Source organism: Microcoleus sp. w1-18aA5 (assembly GCF_036701705.1).
Lineage (GTDB): Bacteria > Cyanobacteriota > Cyanobacteriia > Cyanobacteriales > Microcoleaceae > Microcoleus.
Genome location: NZ_JAUPTE010000026.1, coordinates 55,610 through 67,601, shown reverse-complemented (window position 1 = coordinate 67,601; position 11,992 = coordinate 55,610). Strand labels below are relative to the sequence as shown.

8 protein-coding genes and 1 pseudogene are annotated in these 11,992 nt (G+C 45.9%); 2 read left to right on the top strand and 7 right to left on the bottom strand.

Features of this window, described 5'->3' with window-relative positions:
• The 4 genes and pseudogenes from Q5691_RS12125 to carA all read right to left on the bottom strand — a co-directional run.
• Positions 1-423, bottom strand: a pseudogene (locus tag Q5691_RS12125) (23S rRNA (guanosine(2251)-2'-O)-methyltransferase RlmB); the annotation flags it as partial.
• Between the two features lie 259 nt (positions 424-682).
• The gene (locus Q5691_RS12120) at positions 683-1,129 is read right to left on the bottom strand and encodes a ribonuclease III domain-containing protein (RefSeq protein ID WP_333209195.1); all 447 of its coding nucleotides are present in this window, start codon (positions 1,127-1,129) and stop codon (positions 683-685) included.
• A 383-nt stretch (positions 1,130-1,512) separates the two neighbouring features.
• Positions 1,513-1,869 (bottom strand): STAS domain-containing protein, encoded by a 357-nt coding sequence (locus Q5691_RS12115; protein WP_333082737.1) that lies wholly within the window; start codon positions 1,867-1,869, stop codon positions 1,513-1,515.
• A gap of 160 nt (positions 1,870-2,029) precedes the next feature.
• On the bottom strand, positions 2,030-3,187 hold the full coding sequence (gene carA / locus Q5691_RS12110; RefSeq protein ID WP_333344975.1) for a glutamine-hydrolyzing carbamoyl-phosphate synthase small subunit: 1,158 nt from the start codon (positions 3,185-3,187) through the stop codon (positions 2,030-2,032).
• Positions 3,188-3,512: 325 nt separating this feature from the next.
• Between carA and Q5691_RS12105 the strand changes: the two genes are divergently transcribed.
• Positions 3,513-4,157: a retropepsin-like aspartic protease gene (locus tag Q5691_RS12105; RefSeq protein ID WP_333209191.1), complete on the top strand. Its 645-nt coding sequence runs from the start codon at positions 3,513-3,515 to the stop codon at positions 4,155-4,157.
• Positions 4,158-4,373: 216 nt separating this feature from the next.
• Here the strand turns inward: Q5691_RS12105 and trpD are convergent, their stop codons facing one another.
• On the bottom strand, positions 4,374-5,489 hold the full coding sequence (gene trpD, locus Q5691_RS12100) for an anthranilate phosphoribosyltransferase (protein WP_333209189.1): 1,116 nt from the start codon (positions 5,487-5,489) through the stop codon (positions 4,374-4,376).
• 875 nt (positions 5,490-6,364) lie between these two features.
• Between trpD and Q5691_RS12095 the strand changes: the two genes are divergently transcribed.
• Positions 6,365-9,346: a PAS domain S-box protein gene (locus Q5691_RS12095; RefSeq protein WP_333344973.1), complete on the top strand. Its 2,982-nt coding sequence runs from the start codon at positions 6,365-6,367 to the stop codon at positions 9,344-9,346.
• 185 nt (positions 9,347-9,531) lie between these two features.
• Here Q5691_RS12095 and Q5691_RS12090 read toward each other — a convergent pair whose 3' ends face one another.
• Together Q5691_RS12090 and Q5691_RS12085 are read right to left on the bottom strand one after the other, a co-directional pair.
• Entirely contained in the window at positions 9,532-11,301 is a 1,770-nt protein-coding gene (locus Q5691_RS12090) for an adenylate/guanylate cyclase domain-containing protein (protein ID WP_333309753.1), read from the bottom strand.
• Complete coding sequence (locus Q5691_RS12085) at positions 11,298-11,693, bottom strand: response regulator (protein WP_333209186.1); 396 nt, start codon at positions 11,691-11,693, stop codon at positions 11,298-11,300. Before Q5691_RS12085 ends, Q5691_RS12090 begins: the two co-directional genes overlap by 4 nt.
• Positions 11,694-11,992: the final 299 nt, after the last annotated feature.

The window sequence follows — 11,992 nt, the reverse complement described above, 5'->3', positions numbered from 1 at the left end:
CTGGGGGCTGCTGTCTCTGTCTCTGTCTCGGAAATTGTTGCGGGCCGGCTGGGGGCTGCTGTCTCTGTCTCTGTCTCGGAAATTGTTGCGGGTCGGCTGCGGGCTGCTGCTATCTCTGTCTTGGTAATAATTGCCCCTGGATTGCGGGCTGCTGTCTCTGTCTTTGAAATGATTATTTCTGCGAATTTCCGGTTGGCCGTCGGCATCGGATCTCCGTTTGAAAATTGCTCTCACGGGCATTTCTCGTGATTGCGGGGCGAAGGTCGATCGCTTTTGAGGCGCGTCTACTCCGCGAGTATCGGGACGGGGCTTGCGTTCAAAGCGGGGAGAGGATGGTTGTGAGTCCTGACGGCGGCCTTCGCTTTTGAATGGCTTGCTGTCGGAATTGGATCGCGAAAAGTTTGGTTTGGTAAATTTTCTCATTGGTTTCTTGTGGTCAAAATGTTTGGGCTGAAGGCTAGTCGATTGTAGATGTGAGATTCTTGATTGAGGGAGAAATCTTTGGGCTTTGAGATTTGAGATAGTCTAGCGAGGGAGCAAGGATTTTGCTGTGTTCAAATTGCTAGTTAATAACTGATCAATCCTGTTTTGTCGATCAAGATTTTTGCGGTTTTATGTTAGCCGGGCCAGGATGGTTAACTCATCCCTCCCCATTCCCAACTCTTAACTGCTAAATCATCCTTTAAGTCTCAAGATCTAAAAGTGCCAGAAGTTCGGTCAATCTTTCGGGATCGGTGAGATACAAATATCCGATCAAAGTTTCTAAGCTGCTGGCTTGTTGGTATATCTCTGGATCTGCTCGCTTAGAACGGCCCGCTGCAGCATTGCGGCCGCGCTTGACAATTGCTAATTCTGTACTGTTCAAGTAAGGAGAGATCGATCGCAAATGACGCGCTTGAGTTTCGGCTCGTACTTGCCCCACCACTAATTCGTGATAAGCTTGCAATCTTCTGGGTGGCACTAAGTACGAACTCCGAACGTAGAGTTCGTACACTGCATCTCCCAAATATGCCCAGGCTGCGGGCGAAATTCTTTCTATTTCTGCTGGTGTAGCCCTCGCAGGATGCACTCGATTTAAACTGATATCCCTCAGACTCAGTTTGAGTCCGTCATCTGCGATCGGCGACATACTTTTTTAAATAAAACTTCCGCACAGCTTGGTTTTTCTAGTCACTTACTTATTTCGTCTTTCGTTACTTCAGCAATTATAGCTTTCACAGGAGTGTTCGCTGTCCGATCGCGAAGCGAGATATATAGGCAAAGGTTGGCGTGACGATCGCACTCCTAAAAAAGGCTTTTTACCAGATCGGGATGCTCTAATTTTTATACCATTTTTTCGCGTGTTTGCCACACATATTTTACTGCCCATCCACCGAAACTCTAAGCATCGGGGAAATAGCGGCTGGCGCGTGTCGCAGCTTCTGGGAAAATCGGTATTATTTTAACCGCAAAAAAATAAAAATTTGCTATCCAGCGTTGAGAACCGGATAGCTAATTTAATCCACTTTGGCGTCAAGCATCCTTGACGTTTTTTACCGCCTCATCAACCGAAGGCTGCAAAGACAAAAATTTCTCTAAGCGAACCAGTTTAACAGTCTGAGTTACGCGGGGATTTGAGACAATTTGCAATGTCCCTTCCAAGGTTTGGGCTTTTTTGACAAGTTGCACAAGTGCGCCCAAGCCTGAACTATCCACAAAGTCTATCTGAGACAAGTCCAAAATTACGTGTTTTGGGCCGTCGTCAATACATTTGCTTATTACCTTCCGAAAAGTGGCCTCAGAAAAAGCGTCCAGCAGGCCCGTCAGGCGAAATAACTGACAGTTATTCCTGACTTCGCGAGTGCCTCTGAGGCTAACGGTCAGGGTCAATGACTCAGAAATGACACCCTCCTAGCTAGATATGGCTTAAAGTCGAGGCTTCATTATAGGAGTTTTTTTGTTTTTTGTCTACAATTTTTTAGTTATGAGTCATTAGTCAGAAGCGATCGACACAAACAGCCTCTGATGACTACTGACTAATGACTGCTGACTACTTACTGCTGGCTACTTTCTGATTGTCTCGCATTGATTGCACGAATCGATCGAATAAATAGTCGGCGTCGTGCGGGCCCGGACTGGCTTCTGGGTGGTACTGCACTGAGAACAGTGGCAGAGTTTTATGCTTCAATCCGGCTACGGTGCGATCGTTCAAATTGAGATGAGTAATCTCTACTTCGGGGGCTAGGGAATCGGGGTCGATCGCAAAACCATGATTTTGGCTAGTAATTTCTATTTGCTCAGTTAAACCCGCTGGATGATTCAATCCCCGATGGCCGAACTTAAGTTTAAAAGTTTCTGCACCCAAGGAAAGTCCCAAAATTTGGTGTCCCATGCAGATGCCGAATACGGGTTTGTCCGACTTTAATAAAGCTTTCGCAGTCGCTATCCCTTCCGTTACCGCCGCCGGATCTCCAGGGCCGTTGGACAGAAAAATGCCGTCCGGGTTGTATTTGAGAATTTCCTCCGGCGATGTGTCAGCGGGGACAACGATGACCCGACACCCGTAACTCGCCAGACGCCGCAGGATGTTGCGCTTAATCCCAAAGTCTAGCGCTACCACCGTCCACATTTTGCCGTTAGCAGGTTTGACTGTAGGACTGAACTCCCAAACCGAGTCCGTGGCTTCAGACCACTCGTAGACCTTGCGGGTGGTGACTTCCTGGACTAGATTCAGCCCGTCCATGCTGGGGGCGTCTTGTACTAGCTCCAAAAGCTCTGCCTGGTCGAGAATCGTGGTCGAAATGCCACCGTTGATCGCTCCCACCGTGCGAATTTTGCGAGTGAGGGCGCGGGTGTCGATCCCGTAAATTCCGGGGATATCGTACTGTTTTAGGTAGTCTTGCAGAGATTGCGAGCAGCGCCAGTTGCTGGGGCGGCTGCATACGTTCCGGGCGATCGCACCCCGAATTTGCGGGCGCGAGGATTCTTCGTCTTCGAGATTTACCCCGGTATTGCCCAATTCTGGATAAGTAAAAGTTACAATTTGACCGCAATAGCTGGGATCGGTCAATACTTCTTGGTAGCCCGTCATTCCCGTATTAAATACTACCTCGCCAACGACGGTGGCGTCAGCGCCAAACGACCAGCCGCGGTAAGCAGTACCGTCAGCCAGGACTAGGAGAGCGGGTTTTGCAGTTGAAAGTGACATGGCATCCTTAATTACTTTCGTTTGGTTTCATTCTTACCACTGCCAGGGATTTGATGCTAGTCGGCAATATACAGATATTATTTTAATTTGTGCAAGGGTTCGGAAAAGCAAGGCACTTAGGCCCGAGGCAGAAGCAACAGGTAATCAAAAAGCAGCAGCAAGTGCAAATTCTCCCAATCCCCACCCTCCGCATCTCCTAGTCTCTCCATCTCCCTCCCGGTCAGCAATTGATCTGCCAGCAGCTTAGGATGCGGGCGAAAATTCTATATCTATACCAAAAGGCAGTTGTCGCTGTTACGATCGAGCTACAGCGTTTAACGAAACTATGGCTAGTAAATCTCCCTTGCCTTTACTCTCAAACTTATACAAGCATCTACTGAACTCTCAAAAACAGTGCAAACCGTTACTGGTTGTAACAACAGTTATTTCCCTGAGCAGTTCAATTTTAGTAGGGAATGTTGCCAACTCCTCGCGAGCAGTGGCTCAAGAAAGTGAGGGATGCTTCATGCGGAGCTCATCAGGTCGAACCGTCAACCTCAGCCAATCAGTCTGTGGTTTTCTTCCCGAAGCATTGAATCCCGCTACTTCGGCGGCCGCAAAGTCGGGAGTGTTTCAGGCAAAAATCAAACGCCGAGAGGCTAATATCCCCGTCATAGAAGTCACGTTTAACGGCAAACAAAAGTTCGAGATGATGGTAGATTCTGGAGCTAGTGGCACAGTAATTACACCAGCAATGGCTAAAGCCTTGGGTGTGGTTCTCCAGGGAACAGTGCAAGCACAAACTCCCAACGGAGTGGCTACTTTTCCCCTCGGTCGCCTGACTTCTATGGAAGCAGGTGGTCTGGCCGTTAACAATGTAGTTGTCGCAGTCTCGCCATCCCTAGAGATCGGACTGTTGGGTCACGACTTTTTTGGTAATAAAGATGTGACTATTAAGCAAGATGTCATTGAATTTCGATCGCGCTCTTAAAAAGAAGTTAGTCGTTAGTTGTTAGTTGCTACAAATAACAATTAATACCAAATCCGCGTTAAATATCCCGTTTATTTCTTAGTCCGCGAAGGCGGACTTTATTTGTTTAGTAGCGGTTTCAACCGCAGAATCAGAATGGGGATGGCAAACCAGGATGTGATATGAAAACGGTCAACTGTCAACTGTCAACTGTCAACTGCCAACTGACAACTGACTTCATTTCAAAAACTCAATCAACTGCTGCAACTTCAACCAAGATTCACCGCTCAATAAAATGTCCTTAGCCAGAGAAACTCCTGCGGCGTGAGAACCCATAGGAATTGCACCTCCCACCTGAAAAGCCAAAGAGGCATTCAAAGCTACAACATCCATTTGTGCGGGCGTACCTTTGCCTTGCAAAATGTTCCGCAAAATCTCGGCGTTTTCCTCAACATTTCCGCCTTTTAACGAGCCGATCGCACTTGGTGTCAATCCTACCTTTTCAGGGTCTAAAGTAGTGAGTTCGACTTTGCCATCAGACAAAACCGCCAAATCAGTCACATCACCCAAACCCGCCTCGTCCAATTTTTCTCTGCCGTGAACGACTACAGCTAACTCAGTCCCCAACTCGCCCAAAGCTTGGGCAATAGTTGATACCAGACTAGGATCAAACACCCCGATTACCTGCCCTGTAGGGCGCATAGGATTGACAAGGGGCCCTAAAAGGTTAAAAATAGTCCGCACCTTCAAAGTGCGCCGGAGCGACGCTACAGCCTTAAGTGCGGGATGCCACCCAGGCGCAAATAAAAAGGTGATGCCCACGGAGTCTACCGCAGATCTTACTTTCGCGGGATCGGCGTTGAGGTGGACTCCCAGTGCTTCCAACACGTCCGCAGAACCCACTTTACTCGATGCGGAGCGATTTCCGTGTTTGGCGACTCGAACTTTGCCGGCGGCGGCCACAAAAGCTACAGCAGTGGAAATGTTAAACGTGGAAGCGCCGTCGCCGCCTGTGCCACAAGTATCAATTAATTTGAGATTGGAGATTGAGGATTTGGGATTGAAAACGCTCTCCGACTCGCCTGCAAGCGACTGAGAATGCAATACTTGAGCCATTCCTACCAATTCTTGAGCAGAGATGCCTTTGGCTTGGATGGCCGCTAAAATTGCTCCTGAGATGACGGGGGGAATAGCTTCGGCTAGCCATCCCTGCATCAAGTCGGCTGCTTGGGCGCGTGAGAGAGATTGTCTGTCTAATAGTTGCTGCAGGAGGGCTGGCCAGACAGGAGAATCCGGCGTCTGGGTTGAAGCAGGGGATAACTCTGGCGTTGCTAGTAGAGGAGAATCTGTCATTTATTAGTTTCTAGTCAAATTTAGCTTGATCGAGCTTTGTGGCCAAACCGAGAATCGATCGGGATTTTACCAGACTTGCCGACCACATTTTGCGCGATCGGGCCCCGATTTTTGCTCAAATGCCAGCACCGCTACAGAATTTTTCCGCCCGCAGTAGCAGAATATGAATTTTTTGATACAACAATTACCCTATTGTTGTGCCAACTTTACATAGAAACCCCAAATCGTACAACTGCTAGCAGTCTGCTGTATTATCTATCAGCAATAATACTTAACACTAACTCAGAGCAGCCAAAGACCGATAAAAGTTTCCGACAGGAGTTGTGGAGACCAAAAAATTTTAGACATTAGGGAGCCCAAGATTCATCTGTGGAGTCAATTCTTTAATCTCAAATCTCAAATCTCAAATCGATTGACAGCAAGGACAGCGAGCGTTTAGCTCTTGCAGGCGGGTTTGTGGTATTGGGTAAGAGTCGATCGTCGTACTCTCACCCAAATCCTAAAAATAGGATCTTGCGGTTGTAGAAGTCGCTGCCTTTTATTGTAAGAACATCCTTGCTACTAACTTATTTCAGGGTATTCAACTGCTAATATATTCAGGGAGATTTCAAGGAGCGGGTTTTGCTCGAACACCTGCACCGCAAGCCGATCGATGTGCCAATGCGATCGTGACAGCCAGTCAAGCATCAAATAAATACGGGATTAGCTAAACTTTCCGCAACTATCACTAATAACTAACAGTCCAGTAGGACAGATGAATAAACACACTCGTCTCCGGCTGCGATACACCATCTTTCAGCCTAAATAACGGCTCAAATTTAACAGGCGGTAGACCAAAAATATTCAACTCACACACAAGAGCAGGGTATTCACAAGTGGGAAATCAAAAATTAGGAAATAAAACGATAGAATGCCTGAATGTCGCGGAGGCACTGCACCAAATGGAAGCAAAATATTATAGTATGTTTGAAAATGCTGTGTCGGGTATTTTTCAAACAACCCAATCCGGTCGCTACATCAGCGCTAACCCAGCTTTGGCTCGCATCTACGGATATAATTCCGCCGAAGAATTAATGGGCTGTCTGACTGATATCAGCGATCAGCTTTACGTCAATCCCGATCGGCGCGATCAGTTTGTTTCTGCTTTGCAAGAACAGGGCATCGTATCGGATTTTGAGTCGCAGATTTATCGGCGGGACGGAACAATAATTTGGATCGCTGAGAATGCGCGCGCTGTCTGCGATGAAGCAGGAAAATTGCTCTATTACGAAGGTTTTGTAGAAGATATTACCCAGCGAAAGCAAGCAGAATCTGCACTTCGAGAAAGCGAAGAACGCCTGCGCTTAATAATTGAAGGCGTTAAGGATTACGCTATATTCATGTTAGATCCTGATGGGTATGTAGCTAGCTGGAATTCTGGTGCAGAACGCATTTTGGGATACAGATCTCATGAAATAGCCGGCAATAATTCGGAGTGTTTTTTCACTAAAGAAGATCTTGAAATCGGCAAGCACAAAGAAAAATTAATCCTGGCGGTGGCAGAAGGTCGATACGAAAATGAAGGCTGGCGGCTTCGCAAAGACGGATCGCGATTTTGGGCGAATATTATTGTTACTCCTTTGCGCGATGAAAGGGGAAAGTTGCAGGGCTTTTCTCAAGTAATGCAGGATATTACTGAGCAAAAGCGGGCGGCTGAGGAAAAGATGCAGTTGATTGCTTCTTTGCAGGCGTCGGAAAAAAAGTTTCGCACTTTGTACGAATCGACGACTGATGCGGTAATGCTGCTAGATGAAGAGGGTTTTTTGGATTGCAATCCGGCTACTTTAAACTTATTTGGATGCAGCACTGAGTCGGAGTTTTGCGGCAAGCATCCTTCGGAGTTCAGCCCGCCGTTGCAACCGGATGGACAAGATTCTAGGAGTATTTCTCAAGAGCGAATTAATACGGCTCTGCGATCGGGAAATTGCCGTTTTGACTGGCGGCACCGTCGTTTGGATGGTTCTGAGTTTCCGGCGGAAGTGCTGCTAACTTCTATGGATATCGGCGGCAAAATTGGGCTGCAAGGCGTGGTGCGCGATATCACTTATCGGGTGCAGGCTGAGGAAGCATTGAAGCAGGCTAATGAGGTATTGGAATGCCGGGTTAAAGAGCGGACAAGTCAGTTGGAAGAGGCTATTAAAAAGTTGAGCTTATCGGAAGAAAAGTTTTCTAAGGCTTTTCGATCGAGTCCAGATCCGATGATTATTACTACTTTTGCTGAGGGTCGTTTTATTGAAGTTAATGATAGTTTCTTGTCGATGACTGGTTACGATTTAGAAGAAACGACCTGGAATACAGTACCGGGGTTAAATATTTGGGTAAGGCCTGAAGACAGACTTAATTTTAGGCGAAGTTTGCACGAACAAGGTGTTGTTCGCAATCAGGAATGCGAGTTTCAGATGAAGTCGGGATCGGTGGTGGTATGTTTGCTGTCAGCAGAGTTGATTAATTTGGACGGCGAACTCTGTATGCTGGCGGTGATGACGGATATTACCGATCGCAAACACGCCGAAGAAGCCCTACGGGAAAGCCAGCGGGCATTGGCGACGCTGATGAGCAATCTGCCGGGAATGGCCTACCGTTTTCGCAACGATGCCGATCGCAGTATGGAGTTTGTCAGCGAAGGTTGCTATCAGTTAGCCGGCTATTCTCCTGAAGAATTTATCGGCACTCGGCAAGTTTCTATATCGGAATTGACTCACCCGGACGATCGCGAGAATTTGTGGAATGCTGTGCAAGTTGCTTTGCAAGAAAATCGACCCTATCAGCTAAATTACCGAATTACTGCTAAAAATGGCGAATTAAAATGGGTTTGGGAGCAAGGTTTGGGAGTTTTTTCCGACTCGGGAGAATTGATAGCTTTGGAAGGGTTAATTACTGACATTTCCGAGCAGAAACGCAGTGAAGAAGCTTTGCGGCGATCGCAAACAGAGTTAACCCAACAAAAACTTCAACTCGAAAATACTTTGCACGAATTGCAGCAAACTCAAGCTCAATTGATTCACACTGAGAAAATGTCTACTCTCGGTCAAATGGTAGCCGGTGTTGCTCACGAAATTAACAATCCCGTTAGCAGCGTTTGTGGCAATCTCGTTCACGTCGGCCACTACACGGAAGATTTGCTGAATTTGCTCGATATGTACCAGCAGCAATGCCCGCAGCCGCCGGCAGCAATTCAAAATAAAATTAAGGATATCGAATTAGAGTTTCTGCTAGAAGATTTGCCGAAAGCGATGTCTTCGATGCAGGTTGGGGCCGATCGCATTCGGGAAATCGTGCGATCTCTCAGAAATTTCTCTCGCAAAGACGATTTTCAAATGAGCAAAGTTAACCTGCACGAAGGGATTGAAGGAACGTTGCTGATTCTGCAAAGTCGCCTGAAAGCCAGAGGTAACTATCCCGAAATTGCGGTAATTAAGGACTATGGAAATTTGCCTTTGGTTGAGTGTTATGCTGGGAAAATCAATCAGGTATTTATGAATTTGATCGGAAATGCGATCGACGCGATCGAGGAATACAACGAAGGGCGTTCAGTTGCCGAAGTCAAAGCTAACCGCAGCAAAATTAAAATTAGGACAGAAGTCCAAAACTCCCATGCTGTAATTAGGATTTCTGACAACGGCCCCGGTATGCCAGAAGAAGTTTCCCAGCAGTTATTCGAGGCTTTTTTTACCACAAAACCCGCCGACAAAGGCACCGGTTTGGGTCTGTCAATTTCCTACAAAGTGGTCCAAGAACACGGTGGCAAACTGAGCTGCGTGTCTGCACTCGGCCACGGAGCCGAGTTTATCATAGAATTGCCGATCGAACAACCTTAGTCAGCAGTCATTAGTCATTGGTTATTGTTTATTTGTGACTGTTGGCTGTTGACTGATGACTGTTGACTGATGACGCTCGATCCCTAACCAATGACTAATAACTAATGACTAATGACTAACAACTAATAACAACTGACAACTGACAAGTGCCAACTGCCAACTAACAACTACCAACTGCCAACTAACTACTGACACCTTTCCCAATAAATTCGAGCCACCTTATCCCCCGGATTTTGACCCAAACAATCCGCAAAAAGTCCCGCAGCTTCCCTAAAATTCTTCATATTGTACAAAGACAAAGCCTCAGTAAATAGTTGCAGAGTCGCTAACTTCCCCGCTTTAACTTCCGGCCAATCCGCATCAAAAACTTCATAAACAGTCACCCATTCAGACTTACCCTTAACCTGAACCTTATCAATTACCCGAATTGCATAATCAGCAGGATTTGTCAAGCGATCGAAAGTCTGCTGAGTAATTAACAGCGACACCCCGTAATTCTTCGTCAAACTTTCAATCCGAGAAGCCAAATTAACCGCATCGCTAATCACAGTACCGTCCATCCGGCTTTTGCCGCCCACTATACCCAGAATCAAAGAACCAGTATTAATTCCCACCCCAATCTCAACTGGCACATAACCCAGAGAAGCACGATCTCGATTGTATTCAGCAAGAGTATGCAGCATTGCAATTCCCGCTTTCAAAGCATCATCCGCCCCCTCGCTAAACAACGCCATAATTGCATCACCAATATACTTATCAATAAACCCCTGATTTTCCACAATCAGCGGTTCCATTCGACTCAGATAAGAATTGATAAATTTGAAATTCTCTTCCGGTGTCATCTTTTCCGAGAGAGTAGTGAAATCGCGGATGTCAGAAAACAAAACTGACATTTCCAACTCCACCGCTTCTCCCAATTTAATATCAACAATACTATCACATCCCAAAAAAGCTAAAAACTCATTGGGTACAAAGCGACTTGTCGCCTCCGCAATTTCTAATTCTGCCTCCAGTGAAATTTCCAAATTGCAATTGACTTCAAAGAGATCCTCAATAAACTTTTTGCGTTCTGCCTCAGCTTCTTTACGTTCCGTAATATCTTGAAGAGTGTTGATAGCATAAACAATATTTCCTTGTTGATCGTAGATGGGAGTAGCGAATATCTCTAAGGGAATAATCTTGGCGTCTTGATGAACTTCTGCATCGTCAGCCGTAGCACTTTCCCCCTTCAACGCGCGCACGATGGGCAAATTCTCCGTAGGGTATTTTTGATTTGTACCTGCTTGATAGAGTTGATAAACCTCTGACAATTGCTTGGAACTGGTATCCGGCACAACTCCTTTACCAAATATCTCTTTTGCTTTCCGATTGATGTAGTAAGGTTGGCCGTCCGCATCCAATACACCCACACCAATCGGCATTGCTTCCAAAAACTGTGTCAACCGATTTTCGTTGTCGTGTAGTTTAGCAATGAGTACGGTTTGCTGGCTGTTTAACTCGGCAAACTCCTGATTTATTTGCTGGAGTTGGGCATTTTGTTGTGCCAGTTGTTTATCTTGAATATAACTATTTAGCGCTTCTCTAATGGTCAATTTCAAGTCTTCAGCTTGCCAAGGTTTGGTAATATAACGATATAAGTTTGCAGAGTTGATAGCATTGGCGATCGCCCCAATATCTGCTTGTCCTGTCAGCATAATTTTTATAGTTTTAGGCGAAATTATATGAGCCTGTTTCAACAGCTCATCTCCCTTCATATCAGGCATAATGTGGTCGGAAATAATTAAAGGAATTTCATCCCCATCCTCTAGCAATTCTTCAATTAACTCTAATGCCTCTTGCCCACCTTCAGCAATTTCGATTATATAATCATTGCCAACAGCCTCTTGCAGTTCTGCTTTGAGGCTCCTGAGTACAGTTTTCTCATCATCAACACAGATAATTACCTGTTGGCTCATAGTTTAGATAAACCAGATTTAATAGTTTCTAGCAAATCGGATTCCAACCAAGGTTTAGATAAGCAACAATGAAGGTTAGCCATTTTTTTTGCTCTTTCTATTGCTACTTCATCCGCTTGACCAGTCAGCAGAATCTTAATAACATGCGGGTATTCCTTGTGGATGCGAATTAGTAGCTCATCTCCCTTAATACCGGGCATTAACCAATCCGAAATAATCAGAATAACGTGGGTTTGTTCGTCAGAAAATTCGCTAATTACATCTAAAGCCTCCTCAGCATCTTCTGCTCCTTCGTAAGTGTAGGCATTGCCAAATTCTGCTGCTAGCTGCGTCCTGAGACTGTCTAATACCATTCTCTCATCGTCAACGCACAAAATAACTGGTTTAGACATCTATTTTTTCCCTTTTAAATTGTTATTAGTAGCAAAAGTAGCAAAAGTAGGAAACTGTATTAGTAGACCCCATCTTATCTTAAGATGTCACAAGTCAACGGCTCGCCAAATCCTCTTGCTCTCCCCAGTAGCCGCAACCAAGAAAATTATCTGCGTAGCAGCTTAGCTGAGCATAACGCATCGTACTGCTGTTTTACATCTGTTTCCTGTTGAATCGGAGTTAGGGGACTCAAAACACTTTAACTCTTAAAATCCTCCCAGTTGGGTAGATTGCAGGTTGGGTGTAACTGAGATCTTGC

Excerpts from the sequence above, each read along its gene's own strand:
- Q5691_RS12090 (WP_333309753.1), bottom strand. The coding sequence starts at position 11,301 with ATGAGCCAACAGGTAATTATCTGTGTTGATGATGAGAAAACTGTACTC.
- Q5691_RS12120 (WP_333209195.1), bottom strand. The coding sequence starts at position 1,129 with ATGTCGCCGATCGCAGATGACGGACTCAAACTGAGTCTGAGGGATATC.
- Q5691_RS12105 (WP_333209191.1), top strand. The coding sequence starts at position 3,513 with ATGGCTAGTAAATCTCCCTTGCCTTTACTCTCAAACTTATACAAGCAT.
- Q5691_RS12085 (WP_333209186.1), bottom strand. The coding sequence starts at position 11,693 with ATGTCTAAACCAGTTATTTTGTGCGTTGACGATGAGAGAATGGTATTA.
- carA (WP_333344975.1), bottom strand. The coding sequence starts at position 3,187 with ATGTCACTTTCAACTGCAAAACCCGCTCTCCTAGTCCTGGCTGACGGT.
- trpD (WP_333209189.1), bottom strand. The coding sequence starts at position 5,489 with ATGACAGATTCTCCTCTACTAGCAACGCCAGAGTTATCCCCTGCTTCA.